This is a genomic window from Prevotella sp. MGM2 (genome assembly GCF_002933955.1).
GTDB lineage: Bacteria > Bacteroidota > Bacteroidia > Bacteroidales > Bacteroidaceae > Alloprevotella.
Genome location: NZ_BEWW01000291.1, coordinates 79,906 through 99,046 on the forward strand (window position 1 = coordinate 79,906; position 19,141 = coordinate 99,046).

Here is a 19,141-nt window from a genome sequence, read left to right on the forward strand (position 1 = left end):
ATGTTAAAAGCGAAAGATAACATTATTCCTACAGTTGAACAGTGTGCTCCATCAATTCTCTCCCTTCATGGATTGAAGAAAGGCCGTGATTACACACTTAGTAATGGTCAAATATACTTGAAAAATACCGCAAAGAAAAATACAGTAATCGCTGCTCTTAGAAGAGTTTGCCCGGAGAAACATTATTACTGGGAAACGCCTCATTTGTTACGGTGGTTTTAATCTATTGTGATATGACACAAAAATACTATGTAAATGTGCATTATGATGTGGTTTTGCAAGCAGAAGTGATTGCGAACTCGGAAGAAGAGGCTCACAGATTAGCTATAGAGCAAACAGAGTCCATATCTCTCGACGATGGCGATATTTGTGGTATTACCACATGCACAACCCAAATTGATAAAATATCAGAATAACATGGCAGATATTATATTAGAAAAATTCTTCGAGTTGCCTCGATGGGAATATGCTATTGACAAGGGTGTCGGCAAAGACATAAACCGACGAGACCTTTGCAAATTAGCGAAGCCCGAAGTGAGGGCTCAAATGTATCAGGCTATCAAGGATGGCAAATATGAAATTGCCCCTCCTCATACAGCTCAGATACCAAAGGACAACGGTGAGTTCAGAACGGTCTATATCAACGAACCGATGGACCGCATACTTCTTAGCATTGCCAACGATCTTCTTTTTGAACTTACTCCAGATATGGTTCACAAGAGTTGTAAGTCCTATCAGAAAGGCACTGGCTGTGGAAAGGTAGTTCAGGAAGTTTCAAGAACGATATGTGGGACTAAGGGTGATGTAATTGGCTGGAAGTCTGACCTCAGCAAGTATTTCGATAGCGTGCCCATCGAATTTATTGATAAGGCATTTGACATGGTAGAGTCTCAATATGGCCACTCTGCATTGATTGATGTGCTAAGAAAGTATTATCACAGCGATTATTACTTTGATCCAGACGGCAACCTGTTGCAACAATATCAGTCATTGAAGCAAGGTTGTGCCGTCGCTTCGTGGTTAGCCGATGTCCTTCTATACCATATTGACTCCAAGCTAAGTCAATTGGATGGCTTCTATGTCCGTTACTCCGATGATATGCTTTTCGTTGGTCTCGAATACGAAAGAGCGATGGCGATTTTGACAGATGACCTTTCGCTAATGAGTATGAAGCTCAATCCGAAGAAAGTGGAATACTTGACCCATACACATTGGTTCAAATTCCTTGGCTTTTCTATAAAAGGGGCTGACATCTCATTAAGCGGGTCTCGAATAAAAACTTTCCAGAAGGAAATTGAGCACCGTACAATTAAACAACAGGGAATCACATTGACAAAGGCTGTCAATTCTGTCAATCGTTATCTTTACAAGGGTAATGGCGAGTTCAGTTGGGCCACACAAGTTCTCCCTATTTGCAATGTCATCAAAGACATTAACGAACTGAATAAATTTGTCATGGATTGTCTGAGGGCTGTGCAAACCGGTAAGAAGAAGGTCGGTGGTCTTGGCTATGTCAAAACAAAGTCTGAAGGTTGCATACAACGCGGACAGGGCAGAAATGTCAAAAGCAACCGAAACAAGACAGAGCGAGAAATTCCTGGATATTTAACTATTGGCTGCATGAGAAACGCTCTTTTGACGAGTCGTGAAGCTTATGCGACATTGGTTGAGAATCTTTGATAGTGCAATACGCTGGAAGAAGAGCACTTCTTTCAATTTAGACGCCATAACGCAGTCCAGTTCCAGCTCAGACTTGTAGTCGTACCCGACTCCTGCGCCGGAGCTTCCAGCGGACAGAATGGCGTCTCAATATCGAAATGATTACAGAAATGCACCATAAGTGCTGACTTTCAGCAACCGAGTGTACGGTTTGAGAGGAATGGCTTCAAAATTCAATTAAGATCATCTTTAACTCTTGATTCGTTTCGTCTTGAGTGTACCACCAAGACTGTCAGAATCAAGACAAGATGATCCTAATATCGACACCATTAAAGTATTACACAGTAAAACCTGACTTCTCTTCTGAGTATGCAGAATATGATTGAATAGCGAATACTTCAGCGTGATCTCCTTAACACTCGATAAGGTCCGAGTCTGTTATACATCCTGGACCGTTATCGATGAAGCAGATCACGTACATCGAAAAGATTATAGAACCATACAAAAACGCTTGACAATCATAAAACATTTTGGCATCTGCACAAGATAGATTATGAGATATAAAATTTAATTCTGAAGACTCAAACCAGAATCGACGGGCTTTTGGAGCAGCGATTGCCATCTCCAGCCAGCCCGTCGATTCTGGCGAATCTTCTTCATATCGACGCCAATATAGTTATGTGCAATTATATCTTGGTAATCTCGGCAATACAGCCGGCCAGGTTCAAGAAACTAATGTTCAGCTTTGCGGCCAGAATCCACCGCGTGAGCCGGCGCCAACAGTGTTTCCACTGTTTCGCCGCCGGCGCACTCCGTTCATCTGGCCGCACACATCGAAACGATTGAAGTAATGTATCGCAGTTTTGAGAACCAAAATTCTTTCAGCACAACTTCGGCCAGTCAAGGCAGCACCTTTATAAGAGACTGGATTTGAATGAAGGCTATCCATCCAGGTTTGAAACCTGGATTACTCGCCTTCAGCATCCAGCTCTCTAATCGAAGCAAATATAGAAATGTGCCAAACTGATGAGACTGGCTATCAATACAGCACAGTATCAATTATGCAAGCGGCTTTAATTCAGCGCGGCGGGTACATACACGCGTGGTTCATCTCAAATATGAGATGACCTACGCGTGCCAAACCCGCTCTTCGCATCGGCTCTAATATAGCAATGTGTCAATTAGCCTGAGCATAATTAAAACAATGTAACGTAACATCGGATGTATAAGGGATTTGGCTTTAAGTAACAGGTCACAATCATCCGGGTTCTCTCAGGATTATATCCTGACCTCACCCGGATTCAATACCTGTTATGTATCGATTTGATTAAAGAATTACGTCACAAATTTTGAATACGTCCTTTTTAATTGACATTCAATGGAAAATATTTGGAATGAAGCGCAAGAAAAAGTCCATAATGGTTCCACCTTCAGAATCAATTTGGAGAAGCGTGACCTTGTAATTGATGGCAAATACATCATCAAGGATGGTAAATATGAAGGAGAATTGGGGTACGACACCAAGTTCCCAGCCAACGCCTTGCTTGCTATGACAGAAGAATACTACTGGCAGTATCTACATAGTGTTCCGTCTGCCCGTAGTGAAGCAAAGTATAGGCGTTATTTCCGTGCCCTGCCGGAGCATGAACTTTCAGAAGAAGATATGCTATACGGTCAGCACCGGGATATAACCCAGTTACGCTTGGAATTATTTATTCTTATTATGGTTTTGCAAAACACCTTAGTTTGGGATGAATTTGCCAAGGGTAAATGGTTCTGGCAGTCTAAGAAGTATCCGTCTCTTGTACTGCTCAAAAAATGGATAGAAATCAATAAATAATAATAAACATATACAGCAATGAAAGAAACAAAAGTAGTGTGCCCTAAGTGCGGCGCAAGCATCGCAATCCCTGAGCATGAGTCATTCACAGTAGGCGTAGCTATCGGTAAGGATAGTGGTCTGGGAACTGTTACGCTTCCGCTCGAATCAGAGAACAATTCAAATTCCAAAAACAAATCAGAAATGAAAGCAGCAAAGAAAATTCAGGCTATGAAAGCCGCCGGTATCAACGTGTCTAATCTTTTCGCAGTCGCCAACGCAGAGGGTATAGAGGTTATCGCCCGTCTTGAAAATGGCAAACTTAACATTCTGGATGACAATGATCCAGTGTTTGTCGCCATCATCAAGGGCGGCACCGTTCCCAATCGTCGTCTGTTCCGTCGATGGGTTATGGCTCAGGTCTTCCACATGATGACCCAGAAGAAGTGGAACTCGGATAAGCCTATGGGATTCCTCAACGCACTTCAGGCAAAGGGCTTCCGTTACAGCTGGGAAATGCTCATCGAGGAAATTCGTGTCCAGGCTAAACTGGAAGTGCTCGACCAAGAGAACTTTATCCAGCGTAATCGTTGGTTCAACAAGGACGTTGCCGTCAATATGGCGACTGATTACCTCAAGCAACTGAACGAGCATGTTGAGCAGCGCAAGAAGAGATGCAAGCGTTGCAAGGGCAATCCGTACATCACGCTCAACGGCAACGATATTTTCGTTGACGACCTGCGCAAGAAAGTGTTCAACCCACTGGATAAGTATGTGCGTATGATGAAAAGCGCCAAGGACATGACTGACCTTTACCATGCTATCGTCGGGTTTTATCAGATTGTGAAAGACATATATTCTTGCTACAGCATCGTGATGAGCCCGGCTTTCAAGGATGCGTACAAGGGTGCCGGTGGTTATTTCACCATGCGTAACCTCATCATGTTCCACGGATGCAAGATGAGGAGTTCTAAGGGAAATCCGCTGGTAGAATTGTCTTCTCTCCGTGAACTGGATCGACTTGCTGAAGTCTATAAAAATGGAGAAGGCTGGCGTATGTTCGGTGCGATGAAGGAACTGATTGCTCGGAACGGTATCGACATCGAGAAGAAAATGAACGAGTGGCGTTGCAAATAACATGAAACCGGGGCTCACTAATCCTATCAAGTTTTAGTGAGCCCTACTATTAAACTCTCAAACAATGGACACTAAAAGAATAGCCGATATAGGAGAAGTTCATTGGCATAACGGTCTGCCATATTTCCTATTCGAGCACAGTGACAATGGCTTCATTTTCAAAGACGAAGAAGCCTATAAAAATGACTGGGATGCTCCTTGTTATGTTCCAGAATATGCGGCTGAAGATGCTGCTGTGACAATTGACGGCGTAGAATACGAGTGTGGCGGCGAAGACTGTGATTATTATACTCATAACGACCTTCTTGAGCTTTGCTGCGGCAATCGAGAGTGGTGCGACTCATTGTTCAATGATATTGACTGGTGCTACCCTGAAACCAGAATTGCAGAAGAGGACGATGAAGATACCTCATATTATTATCGCTTTATCAAACCCGGAGCTAAAGTTTGGTGGAATGACCCAGCCGGAGAAACATCAGGTGTATATGAGGTTTATGAAGCCCCATTCAGTTTCGATGAACGTGGCGAATTAGCTGAGGGCGACCGTGATGAGTTCTCTTTGGACTCTATAGTGAAAATCGCTTCTCCTTATAGCGAAGCTGAAGTTTGTGTTCACGAGCTCACCCCGATTTATCCGGATTTAGTTGAGCCAAATCAAAAAGAATAGGCAATGAGTATTAAACTGTTATATATTGATTTGTTTTGTGGAGCTGGTGGTACCAGCACTGGCGTTGAGAAAGCCCGTTTGAACAATGAGCAATGTGCGAAAGTAATTGCATGTGTCAACCATGACAAAAATGCAATTGCCTCTCACGCTTCAAATCACCCAGACGCTCTTCATTTTACCGAAGATATTAGGACTTTGAAATTGTCTTCGTTGGAAGTTCATTTGGCACGTTATAGAGCGTTATACCCTGACGCATTGGTTGTTTTGTGGGCTTCTTTGGAATGTACCAATTTTAGCAAGGCGAAAGGCGGGCAACCACGAGATGCTGATAGTCGCACATTAGCTGAGCATTTATTTCGCTATATTGAGTCAATCAATCCAGATTACATTCAGATTGAAAATGTAGAAGAGTTTATGAGCTGGGGACCGCTGGATGAGAATGGTAAGCCCATTAGTAAAGATAAGGGCATGTCTTATATGCGATGGGTCGAGAATGTTAAAACATACGGTTATAGATATGACTACCGTATTCTTAACGCTGCTGATTATGGTGCGTACACATCTCGTAAACGATTTTTTGGCATCTTTGCTAAAGAGGATTTGCCCATAGCCTTCCCTCAGCAGACTCATGCTAAAGTAACACATATTCCCAAATCTGAAGATTTACTTCCTTGGAAAGCGGTAAAAGAAGTGTTGGATTTTGAAGATGAGGGCAAATCAATATTTGCACGTAAAAAACCACTTGCCGAAAAGACCCTTGAACGTATATACGCAGGACTTATCAAATTTGTTGCTGGCGGCAAATCTGCCTTTTTGTCCAAACAATTTAGCGGCCACCCTGATAGTAAAAACATTTCCGTAGAAGAACCAGCAGGAGCGATTACTACGATTGATCACCACGCTTTTGTATCTGTGCATTATGGCAACGGATTCAACACGTCATGTGATGCTCCAGCGGCAACACTAACCACAAAGGATAGAATGGCTCTTATACAGACGAAGAGGTTTATTGCCAATGAGTATTCTGGGGGAGGTCAATTATCCAGTGTTGAACAACCTAACCCGGCGGTGTTGACAAACCCTAAGCAGAAGTTGGTTACAGTTAAGCCGTGGATAATGGACACCAATTTTAGCAATGTTGGCCGTTCTGTAGATGAGCCATCACGTGTCATTACTGCCAATCGGAAGCATCATTATTTGATGAATCCTCAATTTGCTTCTGCCGGTGGATCGGTTGATCGCCCTTGCTTTACACTTATAGCCCGTATGGATAAAATGCCGCCCTATATTGTGACAACAGAAAGCGGTGAGGTTGCAATAGAAATTTATGATACTGATAGTCCAATGACCATCAAAATCAAAGAGTTTATGGCATTGTATAATATCGTAGATATAACAATGCGAATGTTAAAAATTGACGAATTAAAAGAAATTATGGGATTCCCTAAAGACTATATTTTGGTTGGCACAAAGGCTGAACAAAAGAAATACATAGGCAACGCTGTTGAAGTAAATATGGCGAAAGTTTTATGTGAGGCTTTATGTAGCTTCCTGTACAAAATTAAAAAGACAGCATGAGATTTCAAGACTACGAATTTAATGGTACGGCATATAAATGTCGTATCGTAACAGACAAAGATGATAACGACCTCGTAATTGCAAGCACAAAGTTTTTGGATGCGTTGCAGCCTGGAAGGTTTGACGATGAAAATGAGGGGTTCGCCAGCAAAGAAGCTGAGGATATTTATGATGAAATATTCTTCTTTACTGACGAATCAAGTCTCAGGCTTGCTGATGAGCAATTGATAGAGATCTTGAAAGAAGACAATGAAGAATGGTTTAATTAAAAATAAGAGACAACATGAAAAAGTACATTGGAACAAAAACAATTAGCGCCACCCCTGCGTGGCGAGTAGATGGTAAGGTATATCCTAAAGATGGAGAGGTGCCTCGCTCGATGAATCGTGAAGACGGCTACAAAGTCGTTTATGAAGATGGCTATGAAAGTTGGTCCCCGAAAGATGTGTTTGAAAAGGCATATAAGATTGCAGAAACACCTGTTGACCGTATGCAGATAGAAGCCAGCGAAGTTAATGACAGATATATAAAGTTGGCTGCTTTCATAGACTCTGGCAAAATGAATGAAGTTGTGGATGACACGTACAACAAGTGTTTGCTGGAAATGCAGTGCTACACCATGTTCGACTATATACGCCTTCTTGACGCTCGCATACAACGTATGCAAGGCTCTGATAGCGCAGAAGTGCGGAAGATGAATTTTGGCATGGCTATCATGGCTCTTAAAGCGGGTTATCCAGTCCGTAGAAGCGGCTGGAATGGTAAAGGTTTGTGGGTTATCAAACAAGTACCGGCGCATATTACCGAGGAGATTATCCCAAAGATGCAGTCCCTTCCTCAGTCTGCAAAGGAACTTATCTTAAAAGGTAAGAAATCTATTGATTACACTTCTCAGTGTCTTATCTATAATGAGAACACTGGCTGTGCTGATTCGTGGGTTCCGTCTATCAGTGATGTGTTTGCTGATGATTGGGAGATTGTAGTGGAGTAACTAAATGTTTACTGGGAGGCCAATTCGTTGACCTCCCTAAAATTCATTCGCAAATGATTGACAATTTCGACATAATCAAACCTTTGTTCTACTTCAATGAAGCGAACAATATGTTTTTTCATCTTCAGATACTGAGGCGTGGTAAGGATCATCCGGAACTACCAGCGGCAAACAAACTCATTCAGTCATGGCTCGTTAGAAGTCGGGAACAACTTGATAACTTGAAGGATGAGGTTGTATTCCTGTGCGAACATTACAAAGCGCGGGCATATATCAATGTTGCCGGGAAAGATTTTGAGAAGTTGAATACCCTCATTCTTAAAAAGCTTGCGGATAATGTTCATACAGGCAATGTCATCAACCCCTGGCATATTTACAACAGTGCTTGTGGAGAATTAACAAGCCGTCGTAAGAGCTGGATAATTGACATTGACACACGAGACCTCGACACCAAATACGAAGTACTGGAAGAATTGGATGGCATCTGGCTGGAAACTCATCCAGAATCGAAAGAGTATCTGGATGAGTGTTGCCGTGACATTGTGTATCTTTTTGCTGAGATTCCGACAATGAATGGGTGCCATCTTATCACCAAACCATTTAATCTTCAGAAGTTCAAAGAAAAGTTTCCGGAGATTGACGTTCACAAGAATAATCCAACGGTGCTTTATGTACCGAAAAGTATAACACAATGAAGATATTTCAAAATTTAATAGGCCAAGACGTGAAGATCTTCGGAGATATTCTGGAAGATGAGGCTTTAGCTCAAATACAGCGATTGGCCGATTTCAAGCCATATCAGGATTCCCATATCCGAATTATGCCGGATGTTCATGCTGGGAAGGGGTGTACTATTGGTACCACAATGTATATAACCGATGCTGTGACCCCTAATCTGGTAGGCGTTGACATAGGGTGCGGTATGTTTGTCGTTCCGCTGGGTCAGGTTGATATAGACCTCGCTAAGTTTGATGAAGTTGTACATCAGTATATCCCATCCGGCCATAACATTCATAATACTCCGATTCAAGAGTTTGTTCAACTCAGCGAATTGAAGTGTCTCCCCGCAATAGATGTTCATAAGGCAAATTGTGCGATAGGCTCTCTCGGTGGTGGCAATCATTTCATTGAAGTTAATGAAGATGATGATGGCTGCAAGTATTTGGTAATCCATTCCGGTAGTCGCAACCTCGGTGTTCGTGTATGTCAGTATTATCAAAAGATGGCCGAATCGTTATGTAGTCGTGGTTTTGCCGATAGAAACGAAATTATTCAGCATTTGAAGGCTGAAGGCCGTGCTAATGAAATTCAAACTGAATTGTCAAAGCTAAAGCCTATTTCGGTGCCTGACGGACTTGCATACATAACAGGAGAAGTCCAAGAACACTATTTCCATGATATGCAGATTGTCCAAATGTACGCGCAAATGAACCGTGAAACAATGGCATATATCATACTTGCGAAGCTCGGATTAAAGATAAGTAGGGCTATTCAGCCATTTCATACTGTTCACAATTACATCGACTTTTCCACTTCAGGGATTATCCTCCGTAAAGGCGCAGTTCGGGCAAATCAAGATGAACACCTTATCATTCCAATGAATATGCGAGATGGTTCACTGATTTGTGTTGGTAAGGGAAATCCGGACTGGAACTATTCTGCTCCACATGGAGCCGGGAGGTTGATGTCTCGCAAGAAGGCAAAGGAAACGCTCTCGGTAGAACAATTTGCCGAAGAGATGAATCAAGTGTACTCTTCTTCGGTGTGCGAAGCAACTCTTGACGAGGCACCGATGGCTTACAAGCCTATGAAGGCTATCATTGATGCCATTCAGGACACCGTTGAGGTTAAGAAAATCATTCGTCCTATCTATAATTTCAAGGCAAAGGAGTAATATGTGGTAAACTATTATGAGATCAAATAAAAGAAAAATTACACTTTATGATTATCAACATAACACAACATTGCACATTACGTTGCCCACACTGTATGCAAAATGCCGGGCCTGAACACAACGAAATGATGAGCAGAGACACGTTCATCCAGGCTTTGCGATTTGCAAAGAACATAGGGTCAAAGGTTGTCATGCTTTCTGGAGGTGAGCCGACATCTCATCCAGAGTTCCTTGATTTTTTGGAACTCCTCATCAACAGTGATTTCATATCAGTTTCGGTGCTATCCAATGGCACGTTCATCAGAGACCACACTTTCACTGAGAAATTTGCTCAAATGGTGTCAAAGCGGCAAGGATTCTTCTTGCAGATTTCTTCATTCAAAGGCTTATATGCTAACTATGACGAACTGCATAAGCCCAATTTGAAAGCCTTGCGTCTGTTTGGTGAAAAGGTCGCGTTGTGTGATAAAGACAGCGACATTCGGATGAAACCGTTGGGCCGTGCTTGTAGTGGTAAGTGGTACGATGAAGCTAAATGCGTAAACGGATTCCCTTCCTGTATCAACTCATCATTGATATTGGCACAAACAAAGGTTCTGTGCAAAATCGGTATAGGTGCACTGATGGAGCATCATCAGCGTTTCTGCCTCCCCATTGTAAGTTGGGACGGCAATATTCGTTTAGGAGAGTCTGAACAGTGCAAAGTCATCGCTAATATATCAGAGCCGGTATTTCATATCACCCAGAAGTTGCTCAGTTTCCGTCCATGTGGCGGTTGCGATTCATATAAGTGGCATCTTCAGAACCCTTCTACTGAGCAGGAAAAGCAAGTCTGCGACATATTGTACGGTGTTACTAATCAATCAAACAAAGAGGAGGCAGTATGACAATAATTGCAGAAATTATAGCTTGGGTGGCGACATTGTTTCGCGGTGCCGGGATGTTAGCGAAAAGCGCTAACACTATCAAATATTTGGTGAGTGCCGGCAATCTCTTCTGGATGGTCAATGGCATTATGACCCGGAACACCCCACTCATAGTTAGCAATGGATTTTGTTTGGCGGTCATGCTTTACGAAATCATAAGCAACAAACTCAAAAATGGACAACAGAATTAAGCAACGGCTGATTGATTGGGCTGGACGGTATGAATCTCCAGCCTTTATCATTGACGACCCGGTGCAATTCCCCAGAAAGCATATTGGAAAGCGAGCTGAGATTAGTGGCTTTATCACGTCTTGGCTCGCTTTCGGTAATCGTAAGGCTATCATTAAAGCAGCGGATTGGCTGGACAAGGACTTTTGCGACGACCCTTATTGCTGGGTGATGACTAAGCAGTATAATTTCTATTATAACGACTATAGGAAGTTTTATCGCTTCTTGTCTTATGATGATTTATATCAGCTTGGGAACCGCTTACGGAGGCTCTACAATGACTTTGAACGCATGGAGGATATGATTATCGCCCAACCCGAAAAAGCGCCTGTAGAAGCCATTTCTGACTACTTTAGCGGCATCAATGGAATCCCGGATTACAGCAAGGGCTCAGCCTGTAAGCGACTGTGCATGTTCTTGCGTTGGATGGTGAGGAAAGATAGTCCAGTTGATATTGGCTTATGGCGTAAGATGAAAGCCGACAACCTGATTATTCCTCTGGACACTCATGTGTATCGTATGGCATTGGAGCTTGGCTTGACAAATAGAAAACAGGCCGATATGCGAACCGCTTTGGAAATTACCAAGGCAATGAAAGAGATATTTCCTAATGACCCGACAAAAGGTGATTTTGCCTTGTTCGGGTATGGTGTTGAACATAAATAATGAAAAATGAAAACAGCAGCAAAAGAATATGCCAAAGCGATAATCAAATCATTCGGACGCAATGGCGTTCCATGTGGCACCTCTGACATCATGCAAATGATTGCTGAAGGGTTCATTGCAGGAGTCAAATGGTACAAAAAGAGTCAATGGATAAAGGTCGGTGAGGGTGAGCGCCTTCCTAAAGATGAAATGTACATACTTGTCCGGAGACACTATAAAAACCGGGCAGGGCAATTAGTTACAAAAGTGACACAAGAGATGTATTTTACGGATTTTGGATTTAAGCCAATGTGTAGCAAACTATGTAATGAGCGGATTACACATTGGATGCCTGTGCCTCAACCATAATTAAATTGATATGGAAGCAATACTTAAAAACGCGAAAGAAATAACTGAAGATTATATTCAAATTCGCAAGTCCGATTTCGGCTTGGTGCAGCGAAAATATAAACTATCGCCAACTGAAATTGAGTTATGCGGTATAGAGTTAATAAAGCAAAATATCGCTGTTGAAATAGGCCAATACTTGCTCAGTCAGGGGTTACTTAATTTTGAGCAAGATGGCAACATTCTAATCGCTGATTTGTATGTAGTAAAACCACCAAAAGGAGGCAACAAATGACACAGAAAGAATTACAAGATACCGTAATCGTTACGGGTTGGAAATCTGCTTATATCGCTAAGAAAAACAAAAGCAAAGATTTGATGAGCCAGGTCAGACGAGAAATCACTGAGAACGAAATTCTCGGTTTAATCGTGTGGTACTCTCAGCAAAAATTTGATGCAGACAATTGTGATGAATACACAATCACTGACAGTCACGGTAATGTTGAATTGACAATCAAAAAAGGCAAATAATATGGAAGCACAAGAAGTTATCAAAATTATCGAATCCCAGCTTACTGGGGATGAGCAGCAGTTATTGAAAGATACTATCAATTATGGCGCTTGGGGCGATACTGACATGGAGTTTCGCAATGAAGCAGGAGATATTGAAACAGCTTACGCATGGGGCTATTGTACCAATGACGCTAAAAATGCAGGTCATTTTAGTGGCCGCAAGGTTGCGACCATGTTCAAATCAATTTATCAGAAACTTTGTCCGGATAATCATACCGGTCGATTCCTGAGTCAGTGCAACGATTGGTGGGGCGACGGAAGTGGAGATATGCTCTTTATTCGAGGCGAAATTCATAATTATATTGAAGAATGGGCAAGTAAGTAACATGAAAGCGTCTGAATGTAAATGTATCGTTTGTGGCAAACAAGCCGTCGCCTTCTGGCCCATGATTGACCCAGATATTCCTGCTGAGCCATATTGTCGAAAATGTTTGAACAAAGCAAAAGCTGAAGTGCTTATGAATTGTTTTGGCTACTCAGAGAAAGAAGCAAAGCTGTTCACCCATTATCAAAACAAACAAAAGAAATGAAGATTTTCAAGAAACGAATTACCGATGTTTATGTGCATGGTATGTGGAGCACTCAATGGCATCGGAGTCAGTATGCAGTCTGTGTTACATACACGAAAACATTGTTTGGTATCAAGTTCATGGAGACTACCAATATCCATGCCATATTTGACACTAAACCCGAAGCTCGCAAATGCGCTAAACATCTGAGACGAAAACACAATGTGCCTCAGAAATTCAATCACAAGGATTAACTTGTACAAGTCCAAATTGATATGGTGGCTCTGGCCACAATAATTCATCTAAATCATTTAACAGTTATGTAAATGAAATTTTTTAATGCTATTCGCAATTGGCTGGAAGGTGTAAAGGAACGCTACCAGGCCAAACGTCAAGAGCGTTATGCAAAGCAGCTTGAACAAATGAGTTGCAAAAGCATTAACGTCATCGAGTTCAACGGTTGTTTATTCATCGCCCACGATGGGGTGCCTATCGTGAGAGTGGATGACTTAAAGGCCAAAGCGCCTGAGATTCTGGCACAGGCTCGTGAAGACTATCTGGCATGGAGAGCAAAATTTAACGCATAACAGCAATGGCAACAGCAAAATTCAAAACAAACGACCGAGTAACAATCGTGAGTAACAGCCTTCAACCCCAGTACAAGGGGAAGGTTGGTAAAATCAAGAAGGTCTATGCCTCTTTCAGCGATAACGATGCGGAGGAACGCGAGTTCTTCTATCGCGTTGAAGTTGACAACACCGTTCTAAAAGGAATTGCTTGCGATTCAGACCTACAGCCGGCATAAGATAGGCGTAAGTCAACTCACCTGTTGATGAGGGTTGGGGTACTGGCATATTCTGACCCTCATCTTTTTACACCGCAAATTTACAAAAATAATCAATAAAAACATTACAGAAATGGCAAAAACAAGTAAGAACACATCTAAAAATGAAGTACGTGAGGTTCGCCCAACAGATTATCAACCTCAGCCTGGGAATAAGGCCATCCTTAGTTTGGCAGATTTTAGTGACGACAATCTATTTGGCGAACTCCGTCGTCGTGGTTATAACGGAGAACTCAGACTCGTTAAAGTGATCAATGTATGAATGACAGGCTTAAACAATTTTGTAGCAACTGCCATAACAAGAAAGTCGTTGGCAGAAACAGGTGTCCGTTTGAACAAAAGCACATGTGCCCGGACTATGCTGCTTTCAAAGCTTCTCTGGTGCTGGAAGACGACACCACAGCTCAATTGGTTCCAGTGGACCTTTTGCTGAAAGCGTTGCGTGCTCATGGCTATACTGGTGAACTTCGTAAGGCTATAACCGTAACAATCTGAGTCATAATGACAGAAATTTGTTAATAGTTGTGCTCGGATTACAAGAAATCCAATGATATTTTGTAATTTTGCAGTGGCTTTAATTGCCGAATAAGACATATTAGAAAAGTGCCTCATATTCGTTAAATCGCCAAATTAAACAAATATACACGAGGCACGGAGACAGCTCATACACAGTGGGCTGCCTATCCGTGCGTGTATATAGGTGTTTGGCGATACCTGCGAATAAGTACGGATGGCAGCCCACTTTTCTTGTGTCCATGCAAATATAATTGAACAAGTATGAAACAAGAAAAACGAGATGATATAGACACTGCGATGTTGATGCTTATAGGCTTTGGAGCCGGGGCATTGCTATCTGCGGTATTCTTTCTTTTCTTAGGTGTATTTATCGAGGCTGGTGAAAATGAAACATGGTCATTGCAAGCCGTATGGTCGGGCCTGATGAGCATGTGTATCAGTGTCATCATCGGAATAATCGCCTTGCTATATTGGAAACTTATTGCATCTAAAACAGGCGTATTGTTCCCCAGATTAAACGGATTTAAGTTACTGCTTGCTTTTGCTTCTGTGGTGCCAGGCATGGCTTTGACTATAGGGCTGGCTTATCAATTTATCATGTAACCAAAAGAAGGGTATGAATCGAAAGAAATTGTTAATTATGGCCAAAATCCTGATAAATGGAGGAATATTGTGCTTGTTGCTATTGTGCTTACCAGTATTATCATACTGGGTGGAAAACAACCCATGTATCGTATTGTTCGCTTTGGCGCTCATATTGATAGGTTGTTTTCAATGTATCATAGCGAATAAAAACTTCTCTGAGAGAGAGCCTGAAGATGATTACCCAAAACGCTTTCCAATGATATGGTACTTCAAAACTATAAAATGGATCTTGATTGTTGCTGTTGCATTTCACATAATAGCAGCGTCTATTGTTCTGTTCTTTTATTGCCTAAAGCATGAATTTGAAGCCACTTTGTTGGTTACGACGTTTGCAGGAATTGCTATAGGTCTTATATGTGAGGTGGCTATACCTTATTACAAAAACAGCAAAGATAAAACAAATTGATATGAATTGTACAGAATTATGCGAACAATTGGTAAAACAGAAAGATGAAGCGCATGTACGTCTAAAAGACAGTTTACCATATATCTTACAGTTATCCAACAAGAAAATAGAAGCCATTGAACGTGGCTTTGGCAGTTTCAATGTTAATGATATGATGCTTTACATTCTTATGTGTAAGGCATCTTTTATATTAACCGGTCAGGAATACTGGATAATCAGCACGGTTGACGATTTACGTGAGTGCATTAAGCGAGAGCGTGAGTTTGCTGGAATATCGTCCAGACAATTAGCAAAGAATGTCAAGGTGCCCATGACAGTAATAGACGCTTTTGAAAACCGTGATGGCGGTTTGAGAATTGAAAGCTTCTTGGACATCATCAATGCTTTGGATATAGAAATACAATTTGAATAATATATGAATAAAGAAAGAAGAGAAGAACTATTGGACGTAATCGATTTGCTGGAAGAGGCAAAAGATAGAATTGGAGAAATCCGAGAGGAAGAAGAAGATGCCTTGTATTCCCTTCCAGAGGGACTTCAAGAATCTTCCAGAGGATTTGCGATGCAAGACGCTATGGACACCCTCGATGGATTTACTGATTCAATAGACAAAATACAATGCCAAATAGAAGAATTTGCACGTCCTAAGAAAAAACAGAAAAACAAAAAGCCATGAGACGTTTTCAATTTACCGACGACGAATACAATAAGCTTTCTGCTGTAACCGGATTCCCGGCAATTGACCTTCAGAAACTTGACGCCTTGGGTCTGCTGGCGAATGATGTGGCAGTTCGCATGGTGCTGGAATATGAATATCAAACTCAGCGAAAAGCTACGAAAGCGTTACCAAAACTCGTCCTTCAGGCTATAGCAAATAAATACGGCTTATCCCCTCAAAAAGTGAGGGGATTTTTGTTTCATAGAAAGCAGCCGGTTTATTATTGCTCAAAATGCCGTAAAGAGATTTCTCGCAGTGAGCATAAAAAATTTGATGGTCTCTGCGAGAACTGCGCAATAGATAGTATTAAACTATAATTCTTATCAATATGAACGTAAAGCAAATTGAAGTGCATGACTATTATAAAGCATTGCACCCTAAAGCGCTCATTCTTTATCATATTCCGGGGCAATATATGGTTCTGGGGAATGACGTTGATCGAGCGTTAAAATCATTGTCAACTATCCGCGTGTTAGAATCTGGTGTAGGCGTTATGCCTGATGGCTTATCTGTCCTGTCCCTCTTCGGGAGAAACGGTACTGAGATATGTATCATTGATTGCCGAAACGAGAACGGGGCACTTGATTTGCCAGATATAGAACGCATAAAAGCAGAAAAAGAAATGGATTATTAAATTTTTTCATCATAACAGGAATTGAGATTGTTGTTATCTGTCTAACGAGTTGAATTAAAGCAAATAACTCCAATTCAAACGGCAACTTACTTATAACACGAAACGATTGAATATCAGTGTTTTATGAAAATATTTTGTCGTTAAAAACAGCTTAAATCCAACTTTTATAAGCTAACTTTGTACCACTGGGTTGCATCATTTTGCGGCTCGGTGGTTTTTTATTTTGAATAATCATAACAACCGCAATGGAACAAGACATCAATAAAATCGAGACAACCGGAGCTGGTGTAGAAAAGGTTCACACGAAGCTCAAATTCATCAAATCTGAGAAGAACGGCGCATTTATCAGTTTCGTTTCCCAGAATCCTGTAAATGGCGTAGTATGCGGAGTTCGCCAGGACTCCCCGTACCCTAAAAAGATTGTCATCATCGACCGGGAAATGTCAAACAACATACTGCCTAATGTGCTATATGACTGCACCCTCATTCCGATGACAAAAACCATCAATAAAAAGACTGGCGAGGAGCACATTCCAGGCTATATTGCAATCGAGGCAAATGCCGTCCAATTTAAGGCTACTGTGACTACCAAATATGTTCGTGGTTCCATGTATCAGGTAGAAGTCGCTTTCGGCAACAAAATCATAAGGTTTGACCCCTTCCACGGACAGAAGGAAAGCGTGAAATCCCTACCGGCTTGTCTGGCAGTTCTGGAAAAGCGATGTGACGTCAAGGATCTGATGTATATCGTAGAGAGCTTCAATACCGCTGCTATCGAATTGGTAGAGCAGATGAAGCAGGATATGCGTGAAATCCATAACAAGAGAGGCAAAAATGAGAAGACCGGTCGAAGGAATCGCCACTGATGCGGCCCATTCCATGAAGAATGGGAAGACGGAGTATCAAGGTATAAACTTAGCGACCAAAGAACAGATATTTTATAAGGATTTGGGAAACCAAACCACTAACATAGGAGAATTTCTTGCGGTTGTCGAGGCTGTGAAGTTCATCATTGAGAATGACTTCCAGCCTCGAATCATTTATACCGACTCCATGACTGCAATCGCATGGTTCAAGGCGAAGAAAACATCTTCCACAAAACCGTGCAAAGACCTGACCCGTGCAGAAATGTTCCTGCGGGCACTGTCATCGGACGTGGACACCATTGAAATTTATCACTGGGACAATAAACGCTGGGGTGAGACTCCTGCGGACTTTGGCCGTAAATAACAGGGTATTATGGAAAAGATAGAAGCATATAAATGCCAGTATTGTGGCAAACTCTATAAAACCATGAAAGGGTGCATAAAGCATGAAGAACGCCTTTGTACAAAGCATCCCGATAGGACACCATATTGCTATCATTGCCAGTTTTACGACCCAAGTTATGAAAGCGATAGCCGCGAGGAAATCACATACTATGTGACCGCTGGATATGACGGGCGTGAGATTCCACAATTTAAGAAATTTGAGCCTAACCAATGTACTCTACTTGGACGTAAGCTATATAACAATACCCGCTTGTCGGATGAGTTGCAAGAAGCTCTACAAGAAAGCGGGTATCAACCTATGCCGACTCCGCAATCTGGAGGCTGCAAGCACTTCATTACAAAAAATCAATCAAAATAATTATGACTACAGAATCAATTCATTTATCGCCGACTGATTTCGACAATCTCTTATGGTGCGCAACACGGTATTGTATTGGCCGGCACTCCTATGTGAGTGGCTATGCGCAGGACTTTTGGCGTATTATCCAAAGTAACCGTAAGAATTTAAGCCAGGAACGTCTGGAGCTCTTTGCGCATGATATTCGGGCCGAAATTAGTGCACGCATTAACTATTATGGCAACATCTCAGTTAAACATGCCAATGCCCTCTGCATTAAATATGATGCGTTAAGTCTTCTTGCAAATTATGTGCGGAGCCACCCTGAGCAAAAAGAGGGTGAAACCTTTTATGAAATTGACTGCATAACTGAAAATGTTGAGGCTTCTTCATGGGCTATTGAAAGCCGCCGTTCAGCTCTTCTCCCATTTTATATTTGCAATGAATTTGATTTGCCATATTGGGCATTGCTGGCAAATTGTATTGATCGGCAGTATGAAGTAACCTTGAACTGTAATGGCAATGAACGTAAGGAATTGTGCGTTAAACACCCAGTTATAGGTGGCGAATATACTGTTGTAAGCAATTGGAGCACATGTGTATGTAATCAATTTATAGTAGATGTTAAACCTCTTTTCTCAGAGGAGGACGACAGATGAGAAAACTATTTGCAATTTGGCAAATACTGTGGGCTGATAAATTCGCCCTCTTTACATTTGAGGACGCACCAGATGATCCGGAATGGCAAACCGCCCCATATTTTAGATGGAGGTTGTCTCACGATGATAGGTATTTT

The 19,141-nt window shown here is 41.8% G+C and carries 33 protein-coding genes; all 33 read left to right on the forward strand.

The window, feature by feature from the left end; genetic code table 11:
- Positions 1-167: 167 nt before the first annotated feature.
- Entirely contained in the window at positions 168-416 is a 249-nt protein-coding gene (locus C5S62_RS09800) for a hypothetical protein (RefSeq protein WP_104405202.1), read from the forward strand.
- A gap of 1 nt (position 417) precedes the next feature.
- On the forward strand, positions 418-1,680 hold the full coding sequence (locus C5S62_RS09805; RefSeq protein WP_104405203.1) for an RNA-directed DNA polymerase: 1,263 nt from the start codon (positions 418-420) through the stop codon (positions 1,678-1,680).
- 1,357 nt (positions 1,681-3,037) lie between these two features.
- On the forward strand, positions 3,038-3,499 hold the full coding sequence (locus C5S62_RS09815) for a hypothetical protein (RefSeq protein WP_104405205.1): 462 nt from the start codon (positions 3,038-3,040) through the stop codon (positions 3,497-3,499).
- An 18-nt stretch (positions 3,500-3,517) separates the two neighbouring features.
- On the forward strand, positions 3,518-4,615 hold the full coding sequence (locus C5S62_RS09820) for a ubiquitin carboxyl-hydrolase (protein WP_104405206.1): 1,098 nt from the start codon (positions 3,518-3,520) through the stop codon (positions 4,613-4,615).
- A gap of 64 nt (positions 4,616-4,679) precedes the next feature.
- Positions 4,680-5,282, forward strand: a complete 603-nt coding sequence (locus C5S62_RS13935; protein ID WP_223301210.1) for a hypothetical protein — start codon at positions 4,680-4,682, stop codon at positions 5,280-5,282.
- Positions 5,283-5,285: 3 nt separating this feature from the next.
- The gene (locus tag C5S62_RS09830) at positions 5,286-6,860 is read left to right on the forward strand and encodes a DNA cytosine methyltransferase (RefSeq protein ID WP_104405207.1); all 1,575 of its coding nucleotides are present in this window, start codon (positions 5,286-5,288) and stop codon (positions 6,858-6,860) included.
- On the forward strand, positions 6,857-7,129 hold the full coding sequence (locus tag C5S62_RS09835; protein ID WP_104405208.1) for a hypothetical protein: 273 nt from the start codon (positions 6,857-6,859) through the stop codon (positions 7,127-7,129). The genes C5S62_RS09830 and C5S62_RS09835 overlap by 4 nt, the downstream gene beginning before the upstream one ends.
- A 14-nt stretch (positions 7,130-7,143) precedes the next feature.
- Positions 7,144-7,851, forward strand: coding sequence for a DUF2829 domain-containing protein (locus C5S62_RS09840; RefSeq protein WP_104405209.1), 708 nt, complete (start codon positions 7,144-7,146; stop codon positions 7,849-7,851).
- Between the two features lie 53 nt (positions 7,852-7,904).
- Complete coding sequence (locus C5S62_RS09845) at positions 7,905-8,546, forward strand: hypothetical protein (protein ID WP_104405210.1); 642 nt, start codon at positions 7,905-7,907, stop codon at positions 8,544-8,546.
- On the forward strand, positions 8,543-9,745 hold the full coding sequence (locus C5S62_RS09850) for an RtcB family protein (protein WP_104405211.1): 1,203 nt from the start codon (positions 8,543-8,545) through the stop codon (positions 9,743-9,745). Before C5S62_RS09845 ends, C5S62_RS09850 begins: the two co-directional genes overlap by 4 nt.
- 47 nt (positions 9,746-9,792) lie before the next feature.
- A complete protein-coding gene (locus C5S62_RS09855; RefSeq protein ID WP_104405212.1) occupies positions 9,793-10,632 on the forward strand; it encodes a radical SAM protein in 840 nt (279 codons plus the stop codon).
- Entirely contained in the window at positions 10,629-10,862 is a 234-nt protein-coding gene (locus C5S62_RS09860) for a hypothetical protein (RefSeq protein WP_104405213.1), read from the forward strand. Before C5S62_RS09855 ends, C5S62_RS09860 begins: the two co-directional genes overlap by 4 nt.
- Complete coding sequence (locus tag C5S62_RS09865) at positions 10,846-11,565, forward strand: TIGR02757 family protein (protein ID WP_104405214.1); 720 nt, start codon at positions 10,846-10,848, stop codon at positions 11,563-11,565. The genes C5S62_RS09860 and C5S62_RS09865 overlap by 17 nt, the downstream gene beginning before the upstream one ends.
- Positions 11,566-11,571: 6 nt before the next feature.
- Positions 11,572-11,913, forward strand: a complete 342-nt coding sequence (locus C5S62_RS09870; protein WP_104405215.1) for a DUF551 domain-containing protein — start codon at positions 11,572-11,574, stop codon at positions 11,911-11,913.
- A gap of 10 nt (positions 11,914-11,923) precedes the next feature.
- On the forward strand, positions 11,924-12,187 hold the full coding sequence (locus tag C5S62_RS09875) for a hypothetical protein (protein WP_104405216.1): 264 nt from the start codon (positions 11,924-11,926) through the stop codon (positions 12,185-12,187).
- Positions 12,184-12,423: a hypothetical protein gene (locus C5S62_RS09880; protein WP_104405217.1), complete on the forward strand. Its 240-nt coding sequence runs from the start codon at positions 12,184-12,186 to the stop codon at positions 12,421-12,423. The genes C5S62_RS09875 and C5S62_RS09880 overlap by 4 nt, the downstream gene beginning before the upstream one ends.
- A gap of 1 nt (position 12,424) precedes the next feature.
- On the forward strand, positions 12,425-12,790 hold the full coding sequence (locus tag C5S62_RS09885; RefSeq protein WP_104405218.1) for a hypothetical protein: 366 nt from the start codon (positions 12,425-12,427) through the stop codon (positions 12,788-12,790).
- Position 12,791: 1 nt separating this feature from the next.
- Positions 12,792-12,995, forward strand: a complete 204-nt coding sequence (locus C5S62_RS09890) for a hypothetical protein (protein ID WP_104405219.1) — start codon at positions 12,792-12,794, stop codon at positions 12,993-12,995.
- Positions 12,992-13,228 carry a hypothetical protein gene (locus C5S62_RS09895; protein ID WP_104405220.1) on the forward strand — a complete coding sequence of 79 codons (237 nt, stop codon included), beginning with the start codon at positions 12,992-12,994 and terminating at the stop codon, positions 13,226-13,228. The genes C5S62_RS09890 and C5S62_RS09895 overlap by 4 nt, the downstream gene beginning before the upstream one ends.
- Positions 13,229-13,300: 72 nt before the next feature.
- Positions 13,301-13,561, forward strand: coding sequence for a hypothetical protein (locus C5S62_RS09900; RefSeq protein WP_104405221.1), 261 nt, complete (start codon positions 13,301-13,303; stop codon positions 13,559-13,561).
- A 5-nt stretch (positions 13,562-13,566) separates the two neighbouring features.
- Positions 13,567-13,779 (forward strand): hypothetical protein, encoded by a 213-nt coding sequence (locus C5S62_RS09905; RefSeq protein ID WP_104405222.1) that lies wholly within the window; start codon positions 13,567-13,569, stop codon positions 13,777-13,779.
- Positions 13,780-13,891: 112 nt separating this feature from the next.
- Positions 13,892-14,080: a hypothetical protein gene (locus C5S62_RS09910; protein WP_104405223.1), complete on the forward strand. Its 189-nt coding sequence runs from the start codon at positions 13,892-13,894 to the stop codon at positions 14,078-14,080.
- An 83-nt stretch (positions 14,081-14,163) separates the two neighbouring features.
- A complete protein-coding gene (locus C5S62_RS13635; RefSeq protein WP_190311580.1) occupies positions 14,164-14,313 on the forward strand; it encodes a hypothetical protein in 150 nt (49 codons plus the stop codon).
- Positions 14,314-14,595: 282 nt separating this feature from the next.
- The gene (locus tag C5S62_RS09915; RefSeq protein WP_104405224.1) at positions 14,596-14,937 is read left to right on the forward strand and encodes a hypothetical protein; all 342 of its coding nucleotides are present in this window, start codon (positions 14,596-14,598) and stop codon (positions 14,935-14,937) included.
- Positions 14,938-14,974: 37 nt separating this feature from the next.
- Entirely contained in the window at positions 14,975-15,385 is a 411-nt protein-coding gene (locus tag C5S62_RS09920) for a hypothetical protein (RefSeq protein WP_133159570.1), read from the forward strand.
- A 1-nt stretch (position 15,386) separates the two neighbouring features.
- Positions 15,387-15,797 (forward strand): hypothetical protein, encoded by a 411-nt coding sequence (locus C5S62_RS09925; protein ID WP_104405226.1) that lies wholly within the window; start codon positions 15,387-15,389, stop codon positions 15,795-15,797.
- A 3-nt stretch (positions 15,798-15,800) separates the two neighbouring features.
- Positions 15,801-16,061, forward strand: coding sequence for a hypothetical protein (locus C5S62_RS09930; protein ID WP_104405227.1), 261 nt, complete (start codon positions 15,801-15,803; stop codon positions 16,059-16,061).
- Positions 16,058-16,420 (forward strand): hypothetical protein, encoded by a 363-nt coding sequence (locus C5S62_RS09935; protein WP_104405228.1) that lies wholly within the window; start codon positions 16,058-16,060, stop codon positions 16,418-16,420. Before C5S62_RS09930 ends, C5S62_RS09935 begins: the two co-directional genes overlap by 4 nt.
- Positions 16,421-16,431: 11 nt before the next feature.
- Positions 16,432-16,737: a hypothetical protein gene (locus C5S62_RS09940; RefSeq protein WP_104405229.1), complete on the forward strand. Its 306-nt coding sequence runs from the start codon at positions 16,432-16,434 to the stop codon at positions 16,735-16,737.
- Positions 16,738-16,982: 245 nt separating this feature from the next.
- Entirely contained in the window at positions 16,983-17,603 is a 621-nt protein-coding gene (locus C5S62_RS09945; RefSeq protein WP_104405230.1) for a hypothetical protein, read from the forward strand.
- Positions 17,572-17,967 carry an RNase H family protein gene (locus tag C5S62_RS09950; RefSeq protein ID WP_104405231.1) on the forward strand — a complete coding sequence of 132 codons (396 nt, stop codon included), beginning with the start codon at positions 17,572-17,574 and terminating at the stop codon, positions 17,965-17,967. Before C5S62_RS09945 ends, C5S62_RS09950 begins: the two co-directional genes overlap by 32 nt.
- 9 nt (positions 17,968-17,976) lie before the next feature.
- Positions 17,977-18,366, forward strand: a complete 390-nt coding sequence (locus C5S62_RS09955) for a hypothetical protein (protein ID WP_104405232.1) — start codon at positions 17,977-17,979, stop codon at positions 18,364-18,366.
- 2 nt (positions 18,367-18,368) lie between these two features.
- Positions 18,369-19,004: a hypothetical protein gene (locus C5S62_RS09960; RefSeq protein WP_104405233.1), complete on the forward strand. Its 636-nt coding sequence runs from the start codon at positions 18,369-18,371 to the stop codon at positions 19,002-19,004.
- The last annotated feature ends 137 nt before the right edge of the window (positions 19,005-19,141 follow it).

Coding starts and splice junctions, on each gene's coding strand:
- C5S62_RS09805 (WP_104405203.1), top strand. CDS start 418: ATGGCAGATATTATATTAGAAAAATTCTTCGAGTTGCCTCGATGGGAA.
- C5S62_RS09815 (WP_104405205.1), top strand. CDS start 3,038: ATGGAAAATATTTGGAATGAAGCGCAAGAAAAAGTCCATAATGGTTCC.
- C5S62_RS09820 (WP_104405206.1), top strand. CDS start 3,518: ATGAAAGAAACAAAAGTAGTGTGCCCTAAGTGCGGCGCAAGCATCGCA.
- C5S62_RS13935 (WP_223301210.1), top strand. CDS start 4,680: ATGGACACTAAAAGAATAGCCGATATAGGAGAAGTTCATTGGCATAAC.
- C5S62_RS09830 (WP_104405207.1), top strand. CDS start 5,286: ATGAGTATTAAACTGTTATATATTGATTTGTTTTGTGGAGCTGGTGGT.
- C5S62_RS09835 (WP_104405208.1), top strand. CDS start 6,857: ATGAGATTTCAAGACTACGAATTTAATGGTACGGCATATAAATGTCGT.
- C5S62_RS09840 (WP_104405209.1), top strand. CDS start 7,144: ATGAAAAAGTACATTGGAACAAAAACAATTAGCGCCACCCCTGCGTGG.
- C5S62_RS09845 (WP_104405210.1), top strand. CDS start 7,905: ATGATTGACAATTTCGACATAATCAAACCTTTGTTCTACTTCAATGAA.
- C5S62_RS09850 (WP_104405211.1), top strand. CDS start 8,543: ATGAAGATATTTCAAAATTTAATAGGCCAAGACGTGAAGATCTTCGGA.
- C5S62_RS09855 (WP_104405212.1), top strand. CDS start 9,793: ATGATTATCAACATAACACAACATTGCACATTACGTTGCCCACACTGT.
- C5S62_RS09860 (WP_104405213.1), top strand. CDS start 10,629: ATGACAATAATTGCAGAAATTATAGCTTGGGTGGCGACATTGTTTCGC.
- C5S62_RS09865 (WP_104405214.1), top strand. CDS start 10,846: ATGGACAACAGAATTAAGCAACGGCTGATTGATTGGGCTGGACGGTAT.
- C5S62_RS09870 (WP_104405215.1), top strand. CDS start 11,572: ATGAAAACAGCAGCAAAAGAATATGCCAAAGCGATAATCAAATCATTC.
- C5S62_RS09875 (WP_104405216.1), top strand. CDS start 11,924: ATGGAAGCAATACTTAAAAACGCGAAAGAAATAACTGAAGATTATATT.
- C5S62_RS09880 (WP_104405217.1), top strand. CDS start 12,184: ATGACACAGAAAGAATTACAAGATACCGTAATCGTTACGGGTTGGAAA.
- C5S62_RS09885 (WP_104405218.1), top strand. CDS start 12,425: ATGGAAGCACAAGAAGTTATCAAAATTATCGAATCCCAGCTTACTGGG.
- C5S62_RS09890 (WP_104405219.1), top strand. CDS start 12,792: ATGAAAGCGTCTGAATGTAAATGTATCGTTTGTGGCAAACAAGCCGTC.
- C5S62_RS09895 (WP_104405220.1), top strand. CDS start 12,992: ATGAAGATTTTCAAGAAACGAATTACCGATGTTTATGTGCATGGTATG.
- C5S62_RS09900 (WP_104405221.1), top strand. CDS start 13,301: ATGAAATTTTTTAATGCTATTCGCAATTGGCTGGAAGGTGTAAAGGAA.
- C5S62_RS09905 (WP_104405222.1), top strand. CDS start 13,567: ATGGCAACAGCAAAATTCAAAACAAACGACCGAGTAACAATCGTGAGT.
- C5S62_RS09910 (WP_104405223.1), top strand. CDS start 13,892: ATGGCAAAAACAAGTAAGAACACATCTAAAAATGAAGTACGTGAGGTT.
- C5S62_RS13635 (WP_190311580.1), top strand. CDS start 14,164: ATGTGCCCGGACTATGCTGCTTTCAAAGCTTCTCTGGTGCTGGAAGAC.
- C5S62_RS09915 (WP_104405224.1), top strand. CDS start 14,596: ATGAAACAAGAAAAACGAGATGATATAGACACTGCGATGTTGATGCTT.
- C5S62_RS09920 (WP_133159570.1), top strand. CDS start 14,975: ATGGCCAAAATCCTGATAAATGGAGGAATATTGTGCTTGTTGCTATTG.
- C5S62_RS09925 (WP_104405226.1), top strand. CDS start 15,387: ATGAATTGTACAGAATTATGCGAACAATTGGTAAAACAGAAAGATGAA.
- C5S62_RS09930 (WP_104405227.1), top strand. CDS start 15,801: ATGAATAAAGAAAGAAGAGAAGAACTATTGGACGTAATCGATTTGCTG.
- C5S62_RS09935 (WP_104405228.1), top strand. CDS start 16,058: ATGAGACGTTTTCAATTTACCGACGACGAATACAATAAGCTTTCTGCT.
- C5S62_RS09940 (WP_104405229.1), top strand. CDS start 16,432: ATGAACGTAAAGCAAATTGAAGTGCATGACTATTATAAAGCATTGCAC.
- C5S62_RS09945 (WP_104405230.1), top strand. CDS start 16,983: ATGGAACAAGACATCAATAAAATCGAGACAACCGGAGCTGGTGTAGAA.
- C5S62_RS09950 (WP_104405231.1), top strand. CDS start 17,572: ATGAGAAGACCGGTCGAAGGAATCGCCACTGATGCGGCCCATTCCATG.
- C5S62_RS09955 (WP_104405232.1), top strand. CDS start 17,977: ATGGAAAAGATAGAAGCATATAAATGCCAGTATTGTGGCAAACTCTAT.
- C5S62_RS09960 (WP_104405233.1), top strand. CDS start 18,369: ATGACTACAGAATCAATTCATTTATCGCCGACTGATTTCGACAATCTC.